General features: G+C 64.8%; 23 protein-coding genes and 3 pseudogenes. 13 read left to right on the top strand and 13 right to left on the bottom strand.

Annotated elements, in window-relative coordinates:
- Positions 1 to 136: 136 nt before the first annotated feature.
- Positions 137 to 1,363, bottom strand: coding sequence for a histidine-type phosphatase (locus BES08_RS21135; protein ID WP_069709433.1), 1,227 nt, complete (start codon positions 1,361 to 1,363; stop codon positions 137 to 139).
- A 366-nt stretch (positions 1,364 to 1,729) separates the two neighbouring features.
- Here BES08_RS21135 and BES08_RS21130 point away from each other — a divergent pair, with 366 nt between their 5' ends.
- The 4 genes from BES08_RS21130 to BES08_RS21115 are packed head-to-tail and all read left to right on the top strand — an operon-like array spanning position 1,730 to position 7,987.
- Positions 1,730 to 4,696, top strand: a complete 2,967-nt coding sequence (locus BES08_RS21130; protein ID WP_197524492.1) for a TonB-dependent receptor — start codon at positions 1,730 to 1,732, stop codon at positions 4,694 to 4,696.
- Positions 4,697 to 4,749: 53 nt separating this feature from the next.
- Positions 4,750 to 5,442 (top strand): response regulator transcription factor, encoded by a 693-nt coding sequence (locus BES08_RS21125; protein WP_069709432.1) that lies wholly within the window; start codon positions 4,750 to 4,752, stop codon positions 5,440 to 5,442.
- Positions 5,439 to 6,860, top strand: coding sequence for a sensor histidine kinase (locus BES08_RS21120; RefSeq protein WP_156799946.1), 1,422 nt, complete (start codon positions 5,439 to 5,441; stop codon positions 6,858 to 6,860). Before BES08_RS21125 ends, BES08_RS21120 begins: the two co-directional genes overlap by 4 nt.
- A gap of 2 nt (positions 6,861 to 6,862) precedes the next feature.
- Entirely contained in the window at positions 6,863 to 7,987 is a 1,125-nt protein-coding gene (locus BES08_RS21115; RefSeq protein ID WP_069709431.1) for an alkaline phosphatase, read from the top strand.
- 111 nt (positions 7,988 to 8,098) lie between these two features.
- Here BES08_RS21115 and BES08_RS21110 read toward each other — a convergent pair.
- Positions 8,099 to 8,595, bottom strand: a pseudogene (locus tag BES08_RS21110) (SDR family oxidoreductase); the annotation flags it as partial.
- Here BES08_RS21110 and BES08_RS34755 point away from each other — a divergent pair.
- The gene (locus BES08_RS34755) at positions 8,566 to 8,880 is read left to right on the top strand and encodes a hypothetical protein (protein WP_420873468.1); all 315 of its coding nucleotides are present in this window, start codon (positions 8,566 to 8,568) and stop codon (positions 8,878 to 8,880) included. The pseudogene BES08_RS21110 and the gene BES08_RS34755 overlap by 30 nt on opposite strands.
- A 38-nt stretch (positions 8,881 to 8,918) precedes the next feature.
- Here BES08_RS34755 and BES08_RS21100 read toward each other — a convergent pair whose 3' ends face one another.
- From BES08_RS21100 to BES08_RS34135, 3 genes and pseudogenes are all read right to left on the bottom strand, one after another.
- Positions 8,919 to 11,312, bottom strand: coding sequence for a membrane-bound PQQ-dependent dehydrogenase, glucose/quinate/shikimate family (locus BES08_RS21100; RefSeq protein ID WP_197524491.1), 2,394 nt, complete (start codon positions 11,310 to 11,312; stop codon positions 8,919 to 8,921).
- A 153-nt stretch (positions 11,313 to 11,465) separates the two neighbouring features.
- A complete protein-coding gene (locus BES08_RS21095; RefSeq protein WP_069709429.1) occupies positions 11,466 to 11,648 on the bottom strand; it encodes a DUF3008 family protein in 183 nt (60 codons plus the stop codon).
- Between the two features lie 157 nt (positions 11,649 to 11,805).
- Positions 11,806 to 11,970: pseudogene (locus BES08_RS34135) on the bottom strand (aminotransferase class I/II-fold pyridoxal phosphate-dependent enzyme); the annotation flags it as partial.
- A gap of 192 nt (positions 11,971 to 12,162) precedes the next feature.
- Between BES08_RS34135 and BES08_RS32035 the strand changes: the two are divergent.
- Positions 12,163 to 12,573 (top strand): DoxX family protein, encoded by a 411-nt coding sequence (locus tag BES08_RS32035; RefSeq protein ID WP_420873471.1) that lies wholly within the window; start codon positions 12,163 to 12,165, stop codon positions 12,571 to 12,573.
- 28 nt (positions 12,574 to 12,601) lie between these two features.
- On the opposite strand, the gene msrB is transcribed toward BES08_RS32035, so the two are convergent.
- Both msrB and msrA read right to left on the bottom strand, forming a co-directional pair.
- Entirely contained in the window at positions 12,602 to 13,093 is a 492-nt protein-coding gene (gene msrB / locus BES08_RS21090; protein WP_083274781.1) for a peptide-methionine (R)-S-oxide reductase MsrB, read from the bottom strand.
- Between the two features lie 68 nt (positions 13,094 to 13,161).
- A complete protein-coding gene (gene msrA / locus BES08_RS21085; protein ID WP_069709427.1) occupies positions 13,162 to 13,902 on the bottom strand; it encodes a peptide-methionine (S)-S-oxide reductase MsrA in 741 nt (246 codons plus the stop codon).
- 213 nt (positions 13,903 to 14,115) lie between these two features.
- Here msrA and BES08_RS21080 point away from each other — a divergent pair, with 213 nt between their 5' ends.
- Positions 14,116 to 15,852, top strand: a complete 1,737-nt coding sequence (locus BES08_RS21080) for a cytochrome c biogenesis protein DipZ (protein WP_069709426.1) — start codon at positions 14,116 to 14,118, stop codon at positions 15,850 to 15,852.
- Positions 15,853 to 15,987: 135 nt separating this feature from the next.
- Positions 15,988 to 16,824 (top strand): outer membrane protein, encoded by an 837-nt coding sequence (locus tag BES08_RS21075; RefSeq protein WP_069709425.1) that lies wholly within the window; start codon positions 15,988 to 15,990, stop codon positions 16,822 to 16,824.
- A gap of 89 nt (positions 16,825 to 16,913) precedes the next feature.
- Here BES08_RS21075 and BES08_RS21070 read toward each other — a convergent pair.
- From BES08_RS21070 to copC, 4 genes and pseudogenes are all read right to left on the bottom strand, one after another.
- A pseudogene (locus BES08_RS21070) lies at positions 16,914 to 17,270 on the bottom strand (sorbosone dehydrogenase family protein); the annotation flags it as partial.
- A 370-nt stretch (positions 17,271 to 17,640) separates the two neighbouring features.
- Complete coding sequence (locus BES08_RS21065; protein WP_069709423.1) at positions 17,641 to 18,066, bottom strand: SRPBCC family protein; 426 nt, start codon at positions 18,064 to 18,066, stop codon at positions 17,641 to 17,643.
- A 127-nt stretch (positions 18,067 to 18,193) separates the two neighbouring features.
- A complete protein-coding gene (gene copD / locus BES08_RS21060) occupies positions 18,194 to 19,060 on the bottom strand; it encodes a copper homeostasis membrane protein CopD (RefSeq protein ID WP_083274780.1) in 867 nt (288 codons plus the stop codon).
- Positions 19,061 to 19,070: 10 nt separating this feature from the next.
- Positions 19,071 to 19,457: a copper homeostasis periplasmic binding protein CopC gene (gene copC / locus BES08_RS21055; RefSeq protein WP_036528859.1), complete on the bottom strand. Its 387-nt coding sequence runs from the start codon at positions 19,455 to 19,457 to the stop codon at positions 19,071 to 19,073.
- A 175-nt stretch (positions 19,458 to 19,632) separates the two neighbouring features.
- Here copC and BES08_RS21050 point away from each other — a divergent pair, with 175 nt between their 5' ends.
- The 5 genes from BES08_RS21050 to BES08_RS21030 are packed head-to-tail and all read left to right on the top strand — an operon-like array spanning position 19,633 to position 23,601.
- Complete coding sequence (locus tag BES08_RS21050) at positions 19,633 to 19,908, top strand: hypothetical protein (protein ID WP_155986424.1); 276 nt, start codon at positions 19,633 to 19,635, stop codon at positions 19,906 to 19,908.
- 2 nt (positions 19,909 to 19,910) lie between these two features.
- Positions 19,911 to 20,351 (top strand): periplasmic heavy metal sensor, encoded by a 441-nt coding sequence (locus tag BES08_RS21045; RefSeq protein ID WP_008831487.1) that lies wholly within the window; start codon positions 19,911 to 19,913, stop codon positions 20,349 to 20,351.
- A 7-nt stretch (positions 20,352 to 20,358) separates the two neighbouring features.
- Entirely contained in the window at positions 20,359 to 20,931 is a 573-nt protein-coding gene (locus BES08_RS21040) for an RNA polymerase sigma factor (RefSeq protein ID WP_051587110.1), read from the top strand.
- Positions 20,932 to 20,956: 25 nt separating this feature from the next.
- The gene (locus tag BES08_RS21035; protein ID WP_036528866.1) at positions 20,957 to 22,735 is read left to right on the top strand and encodes a copper resistance system multicopper oxidase; all 1,779 of its coding nucleotides are present in this window, start codon (positions 20,957 to 20,959) and stop codon (positions 22,733 to 22,735) included.
- Positions 22,735 to 23,601, top strand: a complete 867-nt coding sequence (locus tag BES08_RS21030) for a copper resistance protein B (RefSeq protein WP_197524490.1) — start codon at positions 22,735 to 22,737, stop codon at positions 23,599 to 23,601. Before BES08_RS21035 ends, BES08_RS21030 begins: the two co-directional genes overlap by 1 nt.
- 133 nt (positions 23,602 to 23,734) lie before the next feature.
- On the opposite strand, the gene BES08_RS21025 is transcribed toward BES08_RS21030, so the two are convergent.
- Entirely contained in the window at positions 23,735 to 24,286 is a 552-nt protein-coding gene (locus BES08_RS21025) for a hypothetical protein (protein WP_008832317.1), read from the bottom strand.
- A gap of 93 nt (positions 24,287 to 24,379) precedes the next feature.
- On the bottom strand, positions 24,380 to 24,607 hold the full coding sequence (locus BES08_RS34510) for a hypothetical protein (RefSeq protein ID WP_155986425.1): 228 nt from the start codon (positions 24,605 to 24,607) through the stop codon (positions 24,380 to 24,382).
- Positions 24,608 to 24,634 lie beyond the last annotated feature (27 nt).

The raw sequence follows: 24,634 nt of genomic DNA, 5'->3' as shown, positions 1-24,634 counted from the left end.
TCGCGTTCACGTCAAGCTATCTCCTGGCAGGATAGCTATTTGGTTAAGACCCCCGCATGACAGCGGTGTTGCAGTGGCGCGGGCGTCGCTGGTCCGGCATCAGATAAAATCCAAGGTCTGATACCGGACCCGAAGATCAGTCGGTGGGCTTGGCCAGTCGCTCGCGCGTGATCTTTTCGAACGTCGCCAGATCGCACAGGGCCTTGCGTGAGCCGCAGCCCGGGATTTGCAGGTAGCTGCGGCTGGGCGGCGCGGCCCGGGTCAGCGGGCTCAGCGCACGCAACTGGTCCATCGACTGCGCCTGCTGGAACGCGCGGACGAAGCGGCGGCCGGCCCGGTCGCGCACAAGCTCGAAACCGATGGCGCCGCCGGGCGCGATGTCGTCGCGCGGGTAGTCGGCCATGGTCCAGTGCATGTCGTAGAACCCGCCGAGTGCTGCGATGTTGGTGTCGTGCCCGAACAGCAGCGTCAGGCGCCCGCCCGTGCCCGACAGGGCATCGACGATACGCGTGACGATCGGGGCGGCAAGGCGCTGGGCGACATAGGCGGGGCGGGTCTCGTACTGGAACTTGACCGGGTGGAAGCGCAGGATGGCGCGGATGTCCGCCTTGCTCGCGCGGCCCCAGCCGACCTGCTCCATCGGCATGCCTTCCAGGTACTGGAGCAGGATCGTCTGTCCGGCCGTCGAACCGAAGGAGAGGCCGCCCTTGAGGTCGGGCTTGTCCCCCGGCGTCGCCTTGAGCGTGGAGGCGGTATCGACCGGCACGCCGACGATGCGCTGCAGGGTAGCGAAGTCACCCTTGCGTGCGGCGATGACGCCTTCCAGTCCGCCGGACGGGAACTGCGCCTGCGACGCCGCCAGCGCGCGATCACCGTCGAGCGCGGTCGCCGCGGAGTCGGGGTGGAACTGGTCCTCCTCGTCTTCGTTCGCCGGGTGATCCAGAGTGACTTTGCAGCCGGCTTGCAGCGTCTCGACGAAGGCGAGGCCGGTCTTGATCGCGCGTGAACTGCCGCTGGCCCAGGCGCTGATCGCGCCGCCATCGGCGCATCCGGTTGCCGGAAGCAGCCCCTGCCGCGTCAGCAGATCGCGGTCGTAGGCGGCTAGGCGGCGGATGCCCTCGGCGCCGTGGGGCGTCAGGTCTCCGGCTTCGGTGGACCAGCTGGGCCAGGCATCCCTGGTCGTGCCTGCGGGCGTGGCCGGAAACTTGGTCGAGGGGCGCACGCCGTGGCGCATCAGCATGACGACGCGCTCCACCGTCATCTGCGGCTGCTCCGGCGCCGAGCGGGCAGGGCCGGAAAGTGCCAGCCCGGCGGCGGCAAGCATGGCGCCGATAGGGCGCAAGTGCGGCGTGTAGTTCGTCATGTGAAAGTTCCCTTGAGTGGCCGGGCTGCGGGTATGCGGGCTTTGTGACGGTTCGGAGACGGTCCCCGGTCATCGAGGTATCGGTGCCGTCTTTGATCGGCCCGGGATCGGCATAACAGGGGCTTCAATAGTCGATTCTTAAATTTCCCTAATGTTCGCGACTGTCACAGAAGCGCAAATCGGTCTGCCTAGTGCCCCGTCTCGACGATCCACGGTGATGGTGCGCCGCGACGAACTCGCGGTGTGCAAAGAAGTACATGGGGCAAAAATACGGCTGATCCCGCAGGTGCGGGCGAAGCCTTCATGAACGCGTGATTTTATTCAAATTCACAATTCATCGAATTGTGAAAAAGGGGGCTATTTGTCGTGTCCATTTTTCTGAACAATTCAAAGTGTCGTCTTCATCTGCGTGTCGCGATGGCGGCGGTCGTCGTGTCGGGTCTGTCGCTGACCTCTGCGGCCGCGCAGGCGCAGGCCGAGACTGCCGCGCGCGCGGAGGGACGCGTGACGGGCGTGGTGGTGAACGCATCGGGAGACTTCCTGCGCGGCGCCGAAGTGCGCATCGAAGGTTCGGATATCGTGGGCGTCACCGACAGCGACGGCCGTTTCACCCTGCAGCGCGTGCCGGCAGGCACCCAGCAGCTGAGCATCACCTACATCGGCTACGAGGCCGGTCACCAGTCGGTCGAGGCCGGTGTAGCCGACCTCCGCGTGGCGCTCAGGCCCCGCGCGGTGGATGCTGCGAACGACATCGTCGTGAGCGGCAGCCGCCCGATCGCCGAGTCCGAGGAAGCAGCGCTCCAGCTCAAACGTTCGTCCACTTCGCTGGTCGACGTCATCGCCGCCGACAGCGTCGGCCGCTTCCCCGACCAGAACATCGCCGCCGCCGTCAGCCGCCTGCCGGGCGTCAGCGTCGGACGCGACCAGGGCCAGGAGCGCTACATCAGCCTGCGCGGTTCTCCGGCCAGCTGGACCACGATGGCCTTCGACGGCGTCAACGTCATCAGCCCTGCCGGGCGCGAGACGCGCTTCGACACGATCCCGTCCTCGATCGCCAGCCAGACGATCATCCGCAAGGCCGTGACCGCCGACATGCCGGGTGAGACCGTGGCGGGCAACATCAACATCGTGACGCGCAGCCCGTTCGACTATCCCGGGCTCAAGGGCGCGCTTGACGCGGGTTACGGCTACAACGACCTGGGGCAGGGCAAGCAGTACAACGTCAGCGGCTTCCTGTCCGATCGCTTTGCCAACGACACCATCGGCGTGCTGATCGGCGCCTCGCGCTACGAACGCGACATGGTGACCGACAACTTCGAGAATTCCTGGGAAATCTCGCCCGAGGATCAGGAAGAGGGCGGCGAGGAGCGGATCTGGAATTCGAAGACGCAGAACAAGCTCTATCGCCTGACGCGCAGCAACACGTCGTTCTCGGGCCGTCTGGAATGGCGTCCGGACAGCGACAACAAGGTGTTCTTCTCGACCATCTACAGCCAGTTCCGCGATGACGAACTGCGCAACGCATGGGTCTTCGACCTCGATCAGGATGCCAAGAAGACCGGCAGCAGCACGGTCGGCAAGACCACCGGCTATGCCGACATCCGCACCGGCAACACGCCGATGCAGGGCACCCTCTACGGGGCCGAGATCGAGAGCACGCTGAACTCCAACTCCTCGCGCCAGAGCATCTTCACCAACACGCTCGCGGGCGAGCATGAGATGGACACGTGGAAGGTCAAGTGGCGCCTCAACTACACCCGCGCCGACGACCGCAGCAAGCCGCCGTTCGGCTCTTCGTGGAGCAGCCCCACCGACTTCACCAAGCGCCCGACGCTGGTGTACGACTTCACCGATCCGAACCTGTCGAAGGTCCAGCTGTACAATACGGTGCTCAATTCGGACGGCACTTACAGCGCCGGAGCATCGCGCCCCTACATCTCGCCGACGGAGCTGAACTTCCTGTCGATGACGCGCAATCGCCAACTCGATCGCACCAACGCCTATACGGCAAAGCTGGATATCGAGCACAACCTCGATCTGTTCGGCGCCGATACCGTGTTCCAGTTCGGCGGCGAATACGACAAGCGCATCAAGACCTCCACCCGCACCGTCGTCGAAGTGACCGCCGCGACGCTCGCCGCTGCCGGGCTGACCAGCCCGAAGCAGGCCGACATCAGCATCGACACGCCCTATAAGGGCAACCTGCCGATGGGCTACGGCTGGAAGTACTTCTCCAGCGACCTCGGCGAAGCGCTGTTCGACAAATATGTCGCCGCCGGGGCCTCGCAGATCCAGAAGAACACCAGCGAACAGAACAACTACCGCGTCTCCGAAGAAGTCATCGCCGGTTACGCCATGGGCACGACCTACTTCGACTGGGGCAACATCGTCTACGGCGCCCGCCTCGAGCATATCCGGAACACCGGCTCGGCGCTGTCGTCGATCGGCGGCGCCTGGACCCCGACGCGCGTGTCCAACAGCTTCACCTCGGTCTATCCCAGCATCCACATCAACTGGGACATCAACCGCGACATGAAGCTGCGCCTTTCGGGCAACACCGGCGCGGCCCGCCCGAACTATGACGAGATGCGCCCCAACTTCTCGTACAGCGACGTCGACCAGGTCGTCTCGGGCGGCAACCCCAAGGCCAAGCCCGAGCGCGCCAAGGGCGTGGACCTGTACTTCGAATGGTACATGCCCTCGCGCGGGTTCTTCTCGGTGGGCGCCTACTACAAGGACCTTCAGGACATCCTCTACGACGTCGAACTGCCGACGTTCGGATCGGACGTGCTGAACACGGCGGGCGTCGATCGCTCTGCCTATCGGTACTCGACCGTCGCGAACGGCGGCGGCGGCCACATCAAGGGGCTCGAGTTCGCCTTCTCGCAGCCGTTCGAGGGCCTTGCCCGCGCGGCCGGGCTGCCCGACTGGGCGCAAGGCTTCGGCGTTCAGGCCAACCTGACGCTCAACGACTCCAAGGCCACTACGCCGGATGGCCGCACCACCGACCTGCCGGGCGCCTCGCCGGTGATCTACAACATCTCGGGCTATTACGAGCGCTACGGCTTCTCCGCCCGGGTCAGCTACCAGTGGCAGAAGGCCTACCTGGACTCGCTGGGCAGCGGCGACATCATCGGCGATGCCTACTGGGCCAACGTCGCGCGGCTCGACGCCTCGGTGCGCTACTCGATCAACGAGAACGTCCAGCTCTATCTCGACGCCAACAACCTTACCAACGAGGCAGGCATCCGCTACCAGGGCGTCTATTCGCGCCCGATCGAACATGAACTGTTCGGCCGCCGCTACCTCGCGGGTGTGCGCGTCAACTTCTGAGCGTGACACGGGGAGGCGTCGGCAGGCGTCTCCCCGCCGCAGAGCGGACCAGCATGAGCAAGACCAAGACCATCCTTGTCGTCGAGGACGACCCGGCCACGGCCGACTTCCTCGCCTCCGGCCTCGAGCAGGAAGGCTACCGCGTCGATCGCGCGGCCGACGGCCCGTGCGGGCTGGAACGGGCGCAGGCGGGCGAGTTGGACGCGATCGTGCTCGACCGGATGCTTCCCGGGATTGATGGCCTGACCCTGCTGGAGACGCTGCGCGCGCAGGGCTGCGATACGCCGGTCATCATCCTCTCCGCCATCGGCTCCACGGACGAGCGGGTGCGCGGCCTGCGTGCCGGTTCGGACGACTATCTGGTCAAGCCTTTCGCCATGCCCGAACTGCTCGCCCGCCTGGAAGTGGTCCACCGCCGCCGCGCGGGCTCGCCCGCAGTAACGACCCGGCTGATTTGCGAGGACCTGACGCTGGACCTGCTCACCTCCCGCGCCGAGCGCGCCGGGCAGGTGCTCCTGTTGCAGCCGCGCGCGATCCAACTGCTCGAATTCCTGATGCGTAACCAGGGGCAGGTCGTCACCCGCTCGATGATCTTCCAGAAAGTGTGGAACTACGACTTCGATCCCGGCACCAATGTGATCGACGTCTATGTCAGCAACTTGCGCAAGGAAATCGACCGCCCCGGCCTCGTCCCCTTGCTGCGCACCGTGCGCGGCTCCGGCTACCGGCTGGGAGCGGCGCGGTGAACCTCGCCTCGCTCTTCCCCCGGCGCGGACGGCGTGCGCCCTGGCGATCGACTGCGGGCCGTTTCCTGCTGCTGTACATGGCGCTGTGCTTTGCGTGCACGGTCCCGGCGCTGCTCTACGTCTATTTCGAGACCGACCGCATCCTGCTGTCGAACTTCCAGCGCCCGCTGGAGCATGAGCAGGGGCATCTGCTCAGCCACTACAATCGGGGCGGCATTCCCAACCTGAGCAAGGCGGTCGCCGACCGGGCAGGGCCGGAATACAAGGACGACACCGCGATCCTGCTCGTCGATGCGCGGGGGCGCAAGCTGGCGGGCAATATCGTCGCCTGGCCCCGGGGCGTGCGCGCGCCTGCGCAGTGGCAGACCAGCCTGCTGCACCGGCTGGGCCGGGTGCGGGGGGAAGAATTCCTCGTCCTGACCACGCGCTATCCCACCGGCGAGCAGCTCCTGCTGGGGGGGCTGCTGGACAACCGCATCCAGATGCAGCTGGCGCTGCTGCGCGGCCTTGCCGGGGCTCTGGCACTGGCGATCCCGATCGGCCTGCTGGGCAGCATCGTTCTGGTGCGCGAGATGAACCGCATGGTCGAGACGATCTCCCGCGTCGGCGAGCATGTCGGCGCCGGAGACTTGCGCCGCCGCGCGGAAACCGACGGCAGCGGCGATCCGGTGGACCGCCTCAAGGCGTCCCTCAACGCCATGCTCGACCGGATCGAGGCACTGGTGGAGGAACACCGCACCCTGACCGACGCTCTGGCGCACGACTTGCGCTCCCCGCTGACCCGCATCCATATTCAGGTGACCGAGGCGCTGGCGGCATCGCCTGACCCGGCTTCGCACGCGCGGTTCGAGGCCATCGCCCACGAAGTCGGTATCGTGCTGCACATGCTGGAAAGCGCACTGGAGATCAGCCGCGCCGAAGCAGGGGTGGGGCGCGGCACGTTCGAGCGGTTCGACCTGGGCGCGATGCTGGCGGACCTTCGCGAGATATACCAGCCTCTGGCCTGCGCCGGCGGGGTGAAGATCACCGGCACTTGCGCGCCCGGCCTCGATGTCCATGGCAATCGCGCTCTTGTGGCGCGGGCTCTGGCAAACCTCATCGACAACGCGCTCAAGTACGGCGCCGAGGGCGGCGTGATCGTGCTGGAGGCCGAGGCCGTCGGCGCCGAAGTGCATATCTGCGTCGCCGACCGTGCGGGCGGCATCCCGGCCGCGCGGCGGGATGAAGCAATGCGCAAGTTCGGCCGCCTCGACGCCGCCCGCAGCACGCCGGGCACCGGCCTCGGCCTCAGCCTGGCGAGCGCGGTGGCCTCGCTCCACGGCGGGCGGCTCGAACTGGAGGACAACGATCCCGGCCTGCGCGCCCGCCTCGTCCTTTTGCGCCAGTCGGCGCCGTTACCCGATCAGCAAGGAGCTTGATAATGACCGCCTTTCAAAAGACCCGCCGCATTCTGGCAGGAGCCGCCGCGCTTCTGCTTTCCGGCACCGCAAGTCATGCCGTGGCGCAGGAAGCGCGCAATGTGATCCTGTTCATCGGCGATGCGGGCGGCCTGCCCACGCTCAATGCGGGCGGCATTCTCGCCAATGACAAGCCGCAGTCGCTGTTCATTCATTCGATGCCCTATGTAGGCTTGTCCGATACCTCGTCGCTCAACCAGTGGGTGACGGACTCCGGCGCGGGCATGACGGCGATCATGACCGGCCGCAAGACCAACAACGCCATGGTATCGGCCGTGCCTACGGGACAGGCCGGGGCGGTGGCATCGGTCAAGACCTTCCTCGAATATGCCGAGCAGCGCGGGCTTTCCACCGGGGTCATGACCAACATGAAGATCTGGGACGCGACCCCGGCCGCCACTTTTGCCCATGTCGGCGCGCGCAAGGACAAGGACGAGATCTTCCGTCAGATGCTGAAGCCCCGCTTCGGTGACGGCGTCGATATTCTGATCGGCAAGGGCCGGGCAGACGCCGCCGCCTCCTTCGCCAAGCAGCAGACCACGCCTGAGCAGGCCTTCGCCGCAGCCGGCTATCGCTACGGCGAGGACACTGCGATCGTGCGCGACGCAGCGCGCGCGGCGGTGCTGCGCGATGCCGACTTCGCGCCGATCCCGGCCGTGGAGGCGACGATTGCGCAGCTGGCGCGCAATCCCAAAGGTTACTTCCTGATGGTCGAGTGGGACATGCACACCGACGATCCGAAGAAGGGCCTCGGCCACGTCAGGGAGATGGACGAGATGATCCGCCGTATCAGCCAGATTGCCGGCAAGGATACGCTGTTCCTGTTCACCGCCGATCACAGCTTCGGCCTGCGCATGAGCGGCGGCACGCGCGGCGAGCCTCTGGCGGGGCAGTATGACGCCGAAGTCGCCAAACCGGGCGTCACCGATACCACGAACGACGTCATCAGCGTCCATGGCGGCCATACGGGAGAAGAAGTGATCGCCGCGGCCTCGGGCCCCGGCGCGGACAAGGTTCACGGGTTCTTCCCGAACACCCGGCTGTTCGACGTCATGCTTTCGGCGATGGGCTGGAAGCCGGAAAAGTAAAGCGGAGCTGGCGAAGGGGAGGTCGCCGCAGATGCAGGTGACCTCCCGTCCTACGGATGACCTTGTGACCCAGTTGCACTTCCGGCGGTTACAAAGGGTTTTCGGGGACCTTCATGCGTTCACGATGATGCCGCCGTTGGGATGCAGCACCTGCCCGCTGATGTAGCTGGCGTCCTCGCACGCGAGGAACAGAAAGGCGGGTGGGACTTCATTGGGTTGTCCGGTGCGTCCCATCGGGGTTCCCTCGCCGAAGTGCTCGAGCTTTTCAGGGCTGGCGCCGCCGCTGGGGTTCAGCGGCGTCCAGATCGGCCCCGGAGCCACGGCGTTCACGCGGATGCCCTGCTCGATGAGGTTTTCGGACAGCGAGCGGTTGAAGGCGGTGATCGTCCCCTTGGTCGAGTTGTAGTCCAGCAGTTCCTTGCTGCTCCGGACATCGTCATACTGGTGCAATTGACGATGGCGGAGCCCTTCGAAAGGTGCGGGCGCACTGCCTGCGCCAGGAAGAACATGCAGAAGATGTTGGTCTGGAACGTGCGCCGCAGCTGCTCTTGGGAAATGTCGGCTATGTCCTTGTCGGGATGTTGTTCGCCGGTATTGTTTACGAGGATGCGGCAGAGAAGCATGGGCTGGGCGCCGAACAGGCCACCTTGTTTGGCGCCGGCTATCCCGGGCTTGCGGACATCGTCACTGCCGTCCTGTGGTCGACGATGGCCGATCGTTTCCCGTCGATCGCCCGTCTCCTCCCGGAACACGCGCCGCGAGTGGACGCCCTGACGCAGCGCATGCAGGCCGTGCCGAGCCTTGCGCGGCTGGCCAGCGACAGCAGGGAGGTATACGGCGATGCCTATTGCGGCGGCCAAATCGAACGATCGTTGCGCGAAGTCGCCTGCTGACCGCCAGCCTGCCAACGGTCAGCCATTGCGGCCGGGCTTCACGGCAGCGCGTAGGCGATTACCTGATCTCCGATCGGCGTTTCCATGAAGTGATGACCGCCCGGAGCGATAACCAGATACTGCTTGCCATTGACCGTGTAGGTCATCGGCGTGGCCTGGCCGCCGGCAGGCAATACGTCCTTCCACAGAACCTTGCCGGATTTCAGGTCGATGGCGCGAATCAGGTTGTCGGTCGCGGCGGCGACGAAGATCACGCCGCCTGCCGTCACCACCGAGCCGCCGTTGTTCGGCGTACCGATCGTCCAGGGCAGCATCGAGGGAATGCCGAAGGGACCATTGGTGCGCGCTTCGCCCAGCGGCTTGTCCCAGATCGTCTTGCCGGTCGCCATGTCGATGGCGCGGATGCCGCCATAGGGGGGCTGCTTGCACAGCATGCCCGTCAGCGGCAGGCGCCAGCCCGCGTTGACGTCGATGGCATAGGGCGTGTGCGCCTGCGGATCGCCAGCGCCTTCGGCCCCGCCGATCTCGCCGCGCGCCTGATCGCGCGGAGCCCAACCCTTGCGGTTGGCCTCGGCACGCGGCACGAGGCGGACGTAGTTGGGCATGTCGTTGTAGTTGGCGACGATCACGCCGCGGCGCGGATCGACCGCCACGCCGCCCCAGTCGGTGCCGCCGTTGTAGCCGGGATACTCGATCGAACGGCGGTCGCTTTCGGGAGGGGTGAAGAAGCCCTTGTAGCTCGCCTTGCGGAACTGGATGCGGCAGATCATCTGGTCGATCGGCGACATGCCCCACATGTCGCGCTCGGTCAGGTCTGGCTTGCGCAGGGTATGCCAAAGCGAGACGCGCTGCGTCGCCGCACGCTGGTCGGGCTCCACACCGCCGCCCGGCGCCTTGATCGAGCCCACCGGCGTCAGCGGCTGCCCGGTGCGGCGGTCGAGCACATAGATGTCACCCTGCTTGGACGGCAGCACCAGTGCGGGCTTGCCCTTGTAATCCACCAGGCTGGCCTGCGCGCCGAAGTCGTAGTCCCACACGTCGTCGCGCACGGCCTGGAATTTCCAGCGCGGCTTGCCGGTGGTCACGTCGAGCGCCACCAGCGAGGTCGCGAAATCGCGCTCCTGCGGGCGGCGCAGGCTGGAATAATAGTCCGCTGCCGCATTGCCCATCGGCAGGTAGACCAGGCCGAGCTGTTCGTCGCCGCTCGCGATCGTCCACATGTTGGGCGTGCCGCGCGCCCAGGTCTGGCCCTGTGGCGGATAGCCCTTCCAGTCCGGGTGCATCATGTCCCATGCCCAGCGCAGCTTGCCGGTTACGGCGTCGTAGCCCCTGATCACGCCCGAGGGCGCCCAGCGATCCTGCCCGTCGAGCACCTGATGGCCGGTTACGACGACGCCGCGCACAATGGTCGGCGGCGAGTTGATCGAGACGTAGCCCGGCGGCGTGTTGCCCATGCCGATCTTGGTATCGACCTCGCCATTGGTGCCGAAGGCGGCGCAGCGCGCGCCGGTACGGGCATCGATGGCGAACAGACGTGCATCGAGCGTGCCGTAGATGATCCGCTGCGCACAGGGCTGGTCGGCCGGTGTGCCGGGCACCACGAAGTAGCTCACGCCGCGGCAGGCAGCGGTGTAGGGGATGGCGTCGTCCGAGACCCTGGGGTCGAACTTCCAGCGCTGCTTGCCCGTTGCCGGATCGAGCGCGATCACCCTGTTCTTGGGCGTGCATACGTAGAGCGTGTCGCCGACCTTGAGGGGGGTGTTCTCGCCGCCGTACGTGCCCGCGATCTTTGCGGAAGAAGGCATGTCGCCGGTATGCGTGAGCCAGACGCGCTTGAGGTTCTTGACGTTATCCGGCGTGATCTGGCCGAGTGGCGAAAAGCGGCGTGCCGCATCGGTACCGCCGTAGGCGGGCCAGTCGTCCCCGACGGAGGCGAGCGAGGGGTCGCTCATCTCGAAGCGCAGGCCGGGCAGGCCTTGCGCGGGGCCGGTATCCGCCATGCTCCCGAAGATCATCGCGGAAACGGCCGTCAGCACCACAGCCGCTGCACTGGTGCCGAGCCCCAGCTTCCAGCGGTCCGGGCGAAAGGAGAGTGTCGGCATCACCAGCAGCGTCGCCACCAGCAGCACCAGCGGCGCGAAGATGCGCGGGACGAGCGCCCAGTTGTTGGCGCCCACTTCGGCAAAGGCCCAGATGACGGTCAGCACGAAGATCGCGCAATAGAACCAGCCGCCAAGGATGTTGCGGCGGATCAGCAGGCCGCCCGAAGCGAGCATCGCGATACCGGTGAGGACATAATAAGCCGAGCCGCCCAGCAGCGCGAGCCAGATGCCGCCTGCCGCCAGTACAAGGCCGATCAGCGCCATGATGGAGCCCAGGACCAAAGGCGCAAAAGGCCGCGCCCTCGATTGCAGGCTTGCCGGTTCCATCATTCACACTCCAGAAATATTTGGGAACTTCGCTGTCGAGAATGGTCCGGGAACCCGTTTGTTCCTCGACCGGGTGCAGCTTGCAGGCTGCGTGTTTTATGGGCTTATGCGGTTCCCGCCGAACCGGCGACGATAACGGGTCCGGAGCCGGGCACTTCAGTCCTTGTGCTCAGGAAGGCCCTTTCGTTTGGTCGCGGCGAAGTGCTCCAGTTGCGCTTCGCTCATCGTTGTTTCCATATCTTTGGAGGCTCCCTTGAGCTTCGATTTGGGGGTATCGCCGCGCTTGGCGGACAGGGCTGCCCCTGCGGCTTTCTGCTGAGCTTTGGAACGGGCAGGCATGCGTGCTCTCCATCATCGATCCATGTGCATGTATGTAAGGAAGGCGCTGCCGGTCGGGTTCCCGTTCGAACCTGCGAGCCGGTCCCGGCGCGATCATCCTCGACAATCGCAATGGGTTGCGCCGGGGATTGCACGGATTGACGAGGACTATCACCTCGTCGCCCGGATCGATCGTGGCCATGAAGGCCATGAAGGATGCCTGGGTCAGGCCGTTGGTGACGATGATCTGATCGGGAGAAACAGTCGTGCCGTTGTGGGGCTGCAGGCGTTCTGCAAGGGCAGAGCGCAGCTCCGGAATCCCTGAAAAATCGCTGTAGTGCACCTCTCTGTCGGCGGTAACGAGTTCTGCTTAACCCTGTCCCGGGTTCGCGGCGGGCCGGAACGAGAAACGCGGCGCTTCATCGGGCGGACCACCGTGTTCGAACAGCAGACGATCCACTAACGGACAGCGGGAGTCGATCCTGGAACGTCCGTTGTGAGGGCGCTGGTGACAACACGGACGTTTCGTAAGATCATGACCTCAATGGATTTGCAAACGATCTTCCGCGCGGTGCTGGCGCTGCTTTACGCGGTAGCTGGAGCGCTCCATCTGGCCGTGCCTGCGCCGTTCGTCGCGATCGTTCCAGGCTGGGTTCCCGCACCTGAAGCGGTTGTCATGTTGACCGGTATTGCGGAAATTGCCGGCGCTGCCGGTATAGGACAAGGATGGGTGCCTCGGCTTCGCGCTGCTGCGGCATGGGGACTTGCAGCCTATGCATTGTGCGTCTGGCCTGCGAACGTCCAGCATATGCTTCTCGATCTTGCAAGGCCCCGGCATGGACTGGGACTTGCCTATCACATACCACGCCTTGCCTTGCAGCCGGTACTCATCTGGTTGCCGTTGTGGGCGGCGAAAGTCACTGCTTGGCCGTTCCGGCCCCGCTGAGCCTTGCCATCCCGTTCCCGTGCACGCGTCAGGCGGGTCGGAACGTCAGCGCAGCCCCGTTCATGCAGTAGCGCAAACCGGTAGGCGGCGGTCCGTCGTCGAAGACGTGGCCCAGATGCCCGTCACAGCGCATGCAGCGCACCTCCTTGCGCACCATGCCCATCGAGCGGTCGGCGACGACCTTCACCGCGCCGGGGAAATGGTTCCAGAAACTGGGCCAGCCCGTACCGCTTTCGAACTTGGTGGTTGAGGAGAACAACGCGAGGTCGCAGCCCCCGCACAGAAAACGGCCCTTGCGATGCTCTTTCAGCAAAGCACTCGAATAGGGACGCTCGGTGCTTCCCTGGCGCAGTACCGCATAGGCCGGAGGGGATAGCCGCTTTCGCCATTCCGCGTCCGACAGCCTTAGGGGGGCATCCGGAGCGGCGACCGCTCGCCCGCCGATCAGGGCAGCGGTGCCTGCAGCGACCACCGACAAGGAGAAGCCGCGGCGGCTCATCGGGAAAACGTGCGGAATCATGGCTTTTGCATATCCTGTGGGTTGAGAGTGTGCCGATGTCGTGGTCAAAGCATCAGACCGGTATCGTATCAACGCTCCTGTGACGGACTGGCGCCTCGCCCGGAGACGAGGACGGGACTGCTTCGATAGAGCGCAGGAAACGTTGCCTTTAGTGCAGCGACCTTGGGCAGGTCGTTTCGGCGGATATAGGCCGAATCCGGATGCAAGGTCAGGTAGTCCTGATGATAGCCCTCGGCAGGGTAGAAACCCTTGAACGGTTCCACGCTGGTAACGATCGGGCGCTTCCAGGCGCCGGTCTTGCCAAGTTGGGCGAGGTATCGATCGGCCGTCGCGCGCTGGCCGGGCGAAAGGGGAAACAGCGCGCTGCGATACTGGGTGCCGCGATCCGGGCCTTGCGCATTGAGCGTCGTGGGATCCGCGACCACCGAGAAAAACACATGCAGGAGTTGCCCGTAACTGACCTGCCGGGCATCGTAAGTGACCTTCACCGCCTCGGCATGGCCAGTGCCCCCGCGCGATACCACCGCGTAGTGCGCGCTGCCCCGATCGCCGCCTGCATAGCCCGATACCGCGCTGCTCACGCCGCGGACATGCTGGAATACCCCCTGAACGCCCCAAAAACAGCCGCCAGCGAACACGGCAGTTTCGCGCCTGCCTGCCTCGGGCGTCTCGAATGCCGGTGGCGGGATGCGGAACACGGCCTGGGAGGAAGCGGCTTCGACGCTGCTCTCGCGGAGAAGCGCGGCGAAGCCGGCTACCGTCCCGGCAACGGTGACAACGATCATGGCGGTGTTGGCGATACGGTTCATGGGCGGGGCTTTCGGCTTGCGTCGTCTGTAAACAGGATACGACGAAACATGCCGAAAGGATGCAGGCGGTCGTCGAATTCGCCGTCAAAGAGCACTGCGTCGATCATTCATGCATCATTATGGTGCGCGGGAGTTTATGGATCGCAACACCAAACCCGCCCACGTACGAGAGCGGGGCGCGCTTCGGCATCTGCGGCAAGGCGACGACACCACATGATTCTCTTCCTGCTGGCTTATCTGGGGGGTGTGCTGACGATCATCAGTCCGTGCATCCTGCCCGTGCTGCCTTTCGTCTTTGCGCGCGCCGACGGGCCGTTCCTGCGCAGCGGGTTGCCGCTGCTACTGGGCATGGCGTTGACCTTCGCCGCCGTCGCGACGCTGGCGGCAGTCGGGGGTGGATGGGCCATCCAGGCGAATGCGTATGGGCGGATCGCGGCACTGGCCGTGCTCGCCGCTTTCGGGCTTCTGCTGCTGTTTCCTTCCCTCGCCGACCGGGTGACGCGGCCGCTGGTGGCATTGGGAGGAAGGCTGTCGCAATCGGCCGACCGCGCGGATCATGGCGCATCGAGCTTTTTCGCGTCGCTCCTGCTGGGTGTCGCCACCGGCCTCCTTTGGGCACCTTGCGCAGGACCGGTGCTCGGCCTCGTGCTTACCGGGGCAGCGCTGCAGGGTGCGAGTGCGCATACGAGCCTGTTGCTGCTGGCCTACGCGGCAGGGGCCGCGACTTCCCTGGCACTGGCCTTGCTGGTGGGCGGAAAAGTCTTCGCGGCGATGAAGCGTTCGATCGGCGTAGGCGAACGCATCCGCAAGGCGCTGGGTGTCGCCGTCCTGGTTGGCGTCGTCGCTATAGCGCTGGGGCTGGACACCGGGCTGCTGACCCGCCTGTCGCTGTCGGGCACGGCGCGTTTCGAGCAGGGCTTGCTGGACCGGTTTCACCAGGACGACGCGATGTCCTCAGCCGCCATGGGCAAGGGCGGGCAACTGGTGGAAGAAGGTCGGTTCCCTTCGCTTGCGGGAGTGACCGAATGGATCGGCTCCCCGCCGCTGACCCCGGAATCACTGCGCGGGAAAGTCGTCCTGGTCGACTTCTGGACCTACAGCTGCATCAACTGCCTGCGCTCGCTGCCTTACGTGCGGGCCTGGGCGGAGAAGTACCGCGACCAGGGGCTGGTGGTGATCGGCGTCCATACACCCGAGTTCGCCTTTGAAAAGGATCCCGCCAACGTCCGCAAGGCGGTAGGTGACCTCGGCATTGCCTATCCTGTCGCGATCGACAACGATCATGGCGTGTGGCGCGCGTTCCGCAATCGCTACTGGCCGGCGCACTACTTCATCGATGGCAAGGGCCGCATCCGCTACCATCATTTCGGCGAGGGCGACTATGCGCAGTCTGAAAGGGTGATCCAGCGGCTGCTCGCGGAGAACGGCAGCGCGGTGGGTAATGCGGGAACGGTCACGGTTTCGGCGACCGGAGCCGGAGCCGCCGCGGGGCAGGGGAAGGCGCGATCGCCTGAAACCTACCTCGGCTACGGCAAGGCGATGCGGTTCGCCTCGCCGGGCGGTCTTGTCCGAGATACCCGCCATGACTACGCGGCTCCCGCTAGCCCGCAGCGCGACGCCTGGGGCCTTGCCGGTGAATGGTCGGTCGGCCGCGAACAGGCTTCGCTCGACGCTGCAGGAGGACGCATCGTCTATCGCTTTCACGCTCGTGACGTGCACCTTGTACTCGGTCCGACGCGAGCGGGCCGGGCGGTACGGTTCCGGGTGACGATCGATGGCCAGGCGCCCGGAGCCGATCACGGCGCCGATGTCGATCCGCGCGGCAACGGGTCGGTCGATGGCCAGCGGCTCTATCAATTGGTCAGGATGCAGGGCGGCACGGCGGAGCGTACTTTCGCAATCGAGTTCCTCGACCCCGGAGTTCAGGCGTTTGCCTTCACGTTTGGCTGAGGTGCACCAGCGGTTGTGTGCACATTGGTGCACGGGCAACAAAACGTCATGGTAAAGCGGCGCAACTAACGGTTGCTCCTCGCAGTTTGCCCTTCCGACAGCGGCTGAGTTGGCCGTCTGATAAGGAGGATTTCCATGAGGGCACTGTACTTTGCGCCTTTGGGCGCGATGGCGCTCGCTCTTGCCGCGCCGGCTTTCGCGCAGGACGGGGATGCGGTGGACTGGAGCGGCCCGTATGTCGGCGGCTCGATCGGTTACACGTTCCAGCAGAATGACAGCAACGAGCATCTGCGCTTCGACACCAACGCCGATGGCAACTTCAACGACACCGTCACCACGACGACTGGCGCCAATGCCTTTTCTCCCGGCACATGCGGCGGTGCGGCGCGCGGCGCGACGCCTGACAGCGGCTGCCGCGGCGACAAGGATGCGCTGAGCTGGATGGGCCACGTCGGCTACGACCGGCAGTTCGGCAGCATCGTGGCGGGTGTGGTCGCCGAAGCGGGCAAGACGTACATCGACGATGCGGTGAGCGAATATTCGACGACGCCTGCCTACTACACCATGCGCCGTCAGATCGACTGGAACGGCAATCTGCGTGCCCGGCTCGGCGTGACAACGCGCAGCGGCATCATGCCCTATGTGACGGGCGGCCTGTCCTACGCCAAGGTGAGCAACAGCTTCACCACCAGCAACGGGGCGAACAGCTTCACCGAAGTCAACCGCAAGGAAGATGCCTGGGGCTGGAACGTCGGCGGCGGCGTGGAAGCCAAGGTCGCGCGGAACTTCTCGATCGGCGCGCGCTATCTCTATACCCGCTACAATGCCGACGATTACCGTGTCGATGTCGGCGCGGGCACGGCTCCGCCGACCAACCCCTTCCGCATAACGCCTTCCGGCGGGGCAAGCATCAATCGCGGCGACAAGTTCGATACCCAGAGCGTGATGGTGACCAGCAGTCTGCGTTTCTGATCAGTTCGATTGCAAGACATGGCCGCCGCGTTGAACTCTCGACGCGGCGGCTATTGCGACAGGAAAGGGGCGCAATGACGAATGGCGCTTCAACCTGATGGAGTGATCCGCCAGACCGTGTTCGACAAGTCGTCGGCGACCCCCAGCGTGGGGCGGACCGGATCGTAGGTCGCGCCCACCGCACACCCCCGGGACTTGCCGTCGAAGCCTATGAACCCGATCACGAATTCGCGCGGCTTGCCGGAAGGACGGCCGGTCGTGAAGGGAAACCATACCACCTTGTATCCCAACCAGTTGGCGGCGATGCCAACTGCCGTGCTCGCCTTCCGCCCCATCTCGGGCTTCTACGGATGGACGCGCGGGTCTGCGTGATTGCCGTAGTAGCTATAGGGCCAGCCATAGAACGCGCCCGGATTAACCGAAGTCATGTAGTCCGGCACGAGATCGGCGGCACGCAGATCGCGCAAGGCCGCGTCAGTCCAGCGGATCTCGTCGTTGCTGACGCGGGATGCAGGGTCGTCAGGCGCTTCGGAAGCAGGACCGCATGCCGCCAGCGCTCAAGTCACGGGCAGCAGCGAAGAAGCGATCGACCTATTGCGCACGGATATCTCTTTGGAAGACTTCGATTACAATCGGTTGTAGCGGCATATGTTGCTTGCGGCGCAAAACGATGCGTATCGACCGGCTGCGCGGGAGCAGCTCGAACGGCAGCGACAGCGCGCCTGTGAACTCGCCGCGACGCCCATTCGTGAACGATCTCGGACGAACGCTCGGTGGGGCGGGCAGCCTTGGCCTCAGGTGTCTCGGGACTGCCGGTCACGCCTGGCCGCTTTGGGGAGGCTCACGGCTTTCCAGCAGGCGCTTTAGCGCGGCGAGATCCTTCTCGACCATCGCGGCGTCCTGATCGAAATCGGCTTCGCTCATGCCCGGCTGCCGGAATAGCGTGAACGCCACCTGTGTGCCGGTCCCGTTCTCGATCATGCGCAGCGGGATGTAGATGACGGGCTTGCCCGGCAGCGTGACCCAATGGTCGAGCACGCCGAATTCATTGGGAGGGCTGAACCTGATCGTGGCCTCCCCCAGCGGTGTCTCTGCCCGCCACGTCTCGCCTTCACGGTGAAGAGAGGACGACATGCCTGCCGCCCATTCCGGAAAGTTTTCGGGCTGGCTGGCAAAGGCGTAGGCCTCTTTCATGGAACGATCGATCGTCAGGCCGATCAGGCGGGCTTCGAGACTTGCCATCGCACAACTCCTTTGCCGGTATTCCGCGCGCGCCTCTGGGGGCCGGGGCAAAGGCGCTGGCCGATCGTATCGTCAAAGTTTGCTGGGCGACATCGGGAAAGCTGCCGTCATGTCCCGATGAGCATGATCACGCGCCGGATGGCGAGAGCTGGCCGGCGTAGGCCACTATGATTATGACCGTGATCGCACAGGCAGTTTCCAGGGCCAGCGACCATTTGAGCATTGTGACAGCGCTCGGCGAGCCCGCGACAACCGATGGAACAAAACGCCATCTGTTGAGAGCGGCAAAGCCAAGCATTGCGCCGAAAAACAGGATTTTGGCGCCGATAAGCGAAAGCCAAGATCCGTATGACAAAGTGCCGAGGCCGTCTTTTGACGGATCAGCGATCAACCAGGCGTTAACGAGACCGGAGCCGATCAGCGCGGCGACGACAATGGTTCCGGCGTCGGCGAATTCGGCAAGATCGCATATCACCTGTGCGGGCTCCAACCCGCAGAACAGCCGCGTGGTGAACGACAGGAGCGCACCTAGCCAGAGCGCCGCGGCGAACAGATGGATGACGTCGCTGGCGTGAAGCAATGTTCCCGATGATCCTTCACCCGCGCCAGCGTGACCTGCCCAGGCCGATGTCGCAAGGGCGAGAAGCGCGAAGACGGAAAGTAGCCACGGAGTGGGACGCCATGCGAGCGCAGCGCAAAACAGCACCAGAAATGCCAGGCGTGTCTGCACTACGTTTCCCAACGGTGTTGCCCGCAGGACCATGAAGACGGTTTCGGTGTCGAGCTCGTGCAGTTCCACCCCTGCCATGGCTGCCACATTGACGATCGCCCATGCTGCGGAAGCGACGATGGCAATGACCGCTATGCACAGGAGAACGATGCGCCGGGCCGGATCGTATGGCGGCCTGCGCCGGATCGTCCCGTAAAAGGGTAGCCCCGCCGCTCCCAACAGAAACAAGTAACTTGTGAAACGGGCGACGACGAGGGCGTTCACGCAAGCGCCCTTAGCGAACCGTGAAAGTATAGGAGCCCTCGACCCGGTGCTGGTCGGCGGCTACGGCATGCCAGGACAGCATATAGCTCCCGGTCGGTAGGGGGCGGGGGAGGGCGACCGAAAGGATCTTGCCGTTTGCCTTGGCGGTAATGCCCTTGATCGGCATCGGCTTGTGATCGGCCATGCCCGGCATACCCGTCATGACGAGGTCGACACCTGATAGCGGCCCGACGAGATCTTCTGAAAACGTGAGCGAGATCGCATTGGCCTTGCCAACCGTCGCGTTTACCGCCGGCATTGCGTTCACGAGCTTGGGATGGGCGAATACGATGGAAGGGGCGGCGGCAACGGCAACGGCAAGGGCCAGGGCGGCGGCGGTGAGGGAAACCAGGCGCATGGAATGTCCTTTATCCAGTCGGGGAAGGATTCCGACCGACTTGCACCTGAAGATACGCGGCTGTCCGTTGCATCCCTCAAACACCGCTGGAGAATTTTCGCGCCTTCCGGCACTGAGGGATGTGCGCAGGCTTCGCGTATAAAGAGATGTGATGGATCATGGCGAGACTGGGCAGATGAACGACCTTGAGGATATGTTCGGCATCTTGCGTGACGAGCGAATGCCCGATGCACTGTCCTCTATCAACGGCGCCGTGCTGGCCGGGGTTGCGGCCGGGCAGCAGCGTCTGGCGGTTCGTCGTGGTCTGCTGACGGGGTGCGGCGTGGCGATCATAGTAGGGCTGTTTGGCGCTTATTCCCAGCAACCGTCCGTCCTCGATCTGGGGCGCAACGACCGCGACGCGTTACTGACGATACCCGATGCCGCGCCCTCCCGAATTCTGAAAGTCTGAGCATGGTGTCGCTTTATCGGTATTGCGTCGTAGCGGTTGCAACGGCCCTGATGACGCTGGCGGCGCTGTGGATCGGACAGAGCCTGCGGGCAAACATGTCGGGTGAAAGCGGTCTGCATGTTGTGCTTCATCACGATCTCACGCTGGATGCGGAACAAGGGCGTCGTATCGACAAGCTGGAGCAGGATTTTTCGGTACACCGCCGCAGAATCGAAACCGAGATGCGCGCCGCCAATGCCGATCTGGCCGCTGCGATCACCCGCGAACATGCCTATGGCCCCGATGTGGAAAAGGCGATCGACCGCTCGCACATGGCCATGGGTGAATTGCAGAAGGCGACGCTGCAGCATGTCTTCGCCATGCGCAGGGTGCTGCGTTCCGACCAGACCGGCCGTTTCGACAAGGCCGTGGCAAAGGCCCTGACGTCGCCGCCGCAGGACTGACGCCGCGGTGACGGGTTCCGCTTCCAAGGACGATTCCAGAGACGATGCAGCCGCCGTGGCGGCAGCGCTGGCGGGGAAACAGTTCGGGTTCGACGCGCTTATGGAGGCGCATCGCAGCGCGGTGTTCCGCATGGTGCGCGGCTATCTGGACCATGAGGCCGATGCGCTGGACGTCACGCAGGACAGCTTCGTGGCCGCGTTCCTGTCGCTGCATCGCTATGATCCGGCACGGCCGTTCCGCGCCTGGCTTCTGCGCATCGCGCTCAACAAGTGCCGCGACTGGACGCGGCGGCGCGCGGTGCGGCGGCTGTTCGCCTTCGCGCTACCGATCGAGGATGCCGCGCACGTGCCCGATGCACAGCCCGATCCGGAGGCGGCGTTGAAGTCCCGGCAGGAAGTCGCGCGGATTCACGCCGCCATCGCAGCCCTGCCCGATACGCTCAAGGAGCCGCTGCTGCTTTGCGCCATGGAGGGGCTGCCGCAGGACGAAGCCGCCGCGATCCTGGGCGTCAGCCGCAAGGCGGTGGAAACGCGCATCTACCGCGCGCGGCAGAAATTGTCGCACCTTGTCGAGGGATAGCGCGTCCGCTGACGTATTGAGAGGCATGACTTCGCCGGACTTCACCACCATCGCCCTCGATCGCCGCCGCCTTCTCGCCATGGGCGGGGCGCTGGCGGGTACTCTCGGCTTGTCCAGGCTGTTCCCGGCATGGGCGCGCAGCGGAACCGCCGGAATCGCCCATGCCTCTGCCGGATCGGGCGTGCTATCGGGCGAGAGCATCGCGCTGCAGATCGCCGAAAGCCACTTCGCCACCGGTAGCCGCTCGGGCCATACGGTGACCGTCAACGGCACTTTGCCCGCTCCGCTGCTGCGCCTGCGCGAAGGACAGACGGTGCGCATCGCCGTAACCAACCGGCTGCGGGAGCAGACATCGATCCACTGGCATGGCCTGCTGGTGCCGTTCCAGATGGACGGCGTGCCCGGGATCAGCTTCCCCGGCATCGACCCCGGCGAGACCTTCACGTACGAGTTCGCGCTGCGTCATTCGGGTACGTTCTGGTATCATTCGCATTCCGGCATGCAGGAGGCGATGGGCCTGTTCGGCCCGATCGTCATCGACCCCGCCGCATCCGATGCGTTGGCCTTCGAACGCGAACATGTGCTGGTCCTGAGTGACTGGAGCCCGATCCACCCGCACGAGCAGATGCGCCGCCTCAAGATGTTGAGCGGCTATTTCAACCGTCAGAAGCAGACACTGGAAGGACTGGTGGCGGGCCGCGACCAGTCGCTGTCCGATCGCGTTGCCTGGGGCCAGATGCGGATGGATGCCAGCGACATCTCCGACGTGACGGGGTCGACGTACAGCTTCCTGATCAACGGCCATGGCACGGCGGAGAACTGGACCGGGCTGTTCGCTCCGGGGGAGCGGGTACGCCTGCGGGTGATCAATGCGTCGTCGATGACCAATTTCAACTTCCGTATTCCCGGCCTGCCGCTGATGGTGGTGGCGGCGGACGGCAACCTGGTCCAGCCGGTCGAGACGGACGAAGTGCAGATTGCCATCGCCGAAACGTACGACTTCATCATCGAGCCGGGAGCCGAGCAAAGCTATGGCATCATTGCCGAGGCGCTCGATCGTTCCGGGCAGGTCCGCGCGACCCTGGCACAGCGTATGGGTCTGGCTGCGTCGGTGCCGCAGCTTCGCAAGCGCCCGCTCCTGACCATGCGCGACATGGGCATGGACATGTCCGGCATGGACATGGGGCAGGACGGCGAGATCGACCTGTCCAAGCCCGCGAACGAGAGCATGTCGGGCCATTCCATGAAGATGCGCGATGCTTCTGTGGCGCCGTCCGTGAAGATGGGACCGGGTGTCGCCACGCTATCGCCGATGCCGGTGGACCGGCTGGCGGATCGTCCCACCGGGCTGGAGAACGTCGAGCATCGTGTGCTGACGTATGCGGACCTGCATTCGCGCGATCCAAACCCCGATCCGCGCGTGCCGACGCGGCAGGTGGAGGTGCACCTGACCGCCAACATGGAGCGCTACATGTGGTCGATGGACGGCACCGCAATGTCGCAAAACCCAGCGCCGATCCCCTTCCGGCTTGGCGAGCGGGTGCGCGTCACCCTGATCAACGACACGATGATGCCGCATCCGATCCACCTGCACGGGCACTTCTTTGAACTGGTACAGGGCGATCCCGGACACCGCGCGCGCAAGCACACGGTCAACGTCCTGCCAGGCGGCAAGGCGGCGTTCGACCTGACGGCGGACGCGGAAGGCGACTGGGCCTTTCACTGCCACATGCTGCTGCACATGCATGCAGGCATGATGCGCGTGGTCACTGTACGGCGCGATTCGGCGCAGGGAGAAGGCTGATGGCGCTGCGCAAGGCACTGCTGCCGATCCTTCTCGCGGCCGCTCCCGTACCGGCTTGGGGTCAGGATCACGCGGGGATGGACCACTCCATGATGGACATGTCGGCGAACGAGGCGCCCGCGGATCAGCCGGGCGATGCGCCAGCGCCGCTGCCGCCGCAGGACCACGCCGCCGACCGCGTGTTCGCACCCGAACGGATGGCCGCATCGCGCAGCGCGATGATCGGCGAGATGGATTTCAGCACTTTCGCGCTCCAGATCGACCGGCTGGAATACCGGGCGGCCAACGGCAAGGATGGCTTCGGCTGGGACGGGCAGGCCTGGTACGGCGGCGATATCGATCGCGCGGTGCTTGCCAGCGAGGGCGAGGGCACTTTCGGCGACCGGGCTGAACGTATCGAACTCAATGCCTATTGGCGTCATGCGCTGGACCCGTGGTTCAATCTGCAGCTGGGCGTGCGCCACGATTTTCGCCCCGATCCCCGGCGGACTTACGCCCTGATCGGGATCGAGGGCCTGGCGCCTTACTGGTTCGACGTTACCGGGCAATTGCTGGTGTCCGAAAAAGGCGATGTCCATGCGCGCGGCAAGGCGGGCTATCAGCAGCGCATCACCCAGTCGCTGGTGGTGGAGCCCGAAGCCGAAGTCGATTTCGCGTTTCAGGATGCACCCGCACTGGCGGTCGGATCGGGGTTCGAGCGCCTCGAACTCGGCGCTCGGCTGAGGTATGAACGCAACCGCTCCCTCGCGCCTTATGTCGGTGTACACTGGGAGCGCAAGCTGGCCGGAACCGCACGACTGGCCCGCGCCGCCGGCGAGGATGTGTCCGGCCTCTCCGCCGTCTTCGGCTTCAGGGCGATGTTCTAGGGCGCGATGACTTTACCTTGAATGACCAACGGTCATTCAAGGTAAAGTCATCTCTCTTTAACGAAACGCAAGTGCCGACAAAAAGCCCAGCCCGGGATCGTCCGGGCTGGGCGTCAGGTGAGGGTTGTTCGCCTCAGTGCTTATGAGGAGCGGCCGGGAAAACGAGCGCCTGCATGTTCGGGTAGAACGCATGCAACACTTCGCTGTCGCCTTCGATGCGCTGGACGACCAGCGAGATTTCATGATGCCCTGCCGGAAGCGGCAGTACGAATGAACCGTCGGCGGACTGCCGATCGACTTGGTACTTGTCGCCGATCATGGTTTTGGCTGTGCCCAGGTTGACACGCTTGATGACGATCGGATCCTGCCCGTCGAACTGGATCGATACGCGGACCGAGCAAGGGCAGCCTTCGGGGGTCACGGTCGCAAGGCCGCTGGTGAACTGAACGAGCACGTTGGACGCCGTCTTGAGATCGACGGCGACTTTGCCCAGGGTGACGGGGTCGCCCTTGTTGATGAGCACATGCTTGCGGTTGGGCGTGTTGTAGAAAGCGATCTGCGGGGTCGAGATCGCATAGGAATCGGGCAGTTCTGCATCGGCATGGCCCGGATGCGCCGACGCGGTTGCTGAAATGGTCAGGGACGCGGCGGCGAAGGCGAACAGGCCGGCTTTAAGCGAATTCATGGATGCTGCTCCGATGCTTGTATTCGTGCAGGGATGTTACGGTCGGTCGCGCGGCGCACAATTCATTAGCGCTTCTCGATCCATGCGCAGGTGTTATGCATGCGCGGACAGGACCTCTTCGCGCATGCGGCGCCTGTCTTCCCAATGAGAGACGACGCAAGTGGCGATGGTGTCGCCCAGGACATTGGTGGCCGGGCGCCCCATGTCCATGAAATGATCGATCGCCAGCGAGAGCAGGCTTGTCACGCTGAACCATGCCAGCGCGCGGCCACCGATCCTTCCAAGCGCAGCGCCATTCCCCATGTGGGCAGATCCGGCCACTCGCTTTGCCTGCGCAACGAGCCGGCC

The sequence above is a fragment of the Novosphingobium resinovorum genome, assembly GCF_001742225.1.
Classification (GTDB): domain Bacteria; phylum Pseudomonadota; class Alphaproteobacteria; order Sphingomonadales; family Sphingomonadaceae; genus Novosphingobium; species Novosphingobium resinovorum_A.
The sequence above is the reverse complement of the archived record's forward strand: the minus strand, read 5'-3'. Positions and strand labels throughout refer to the sequence as shown.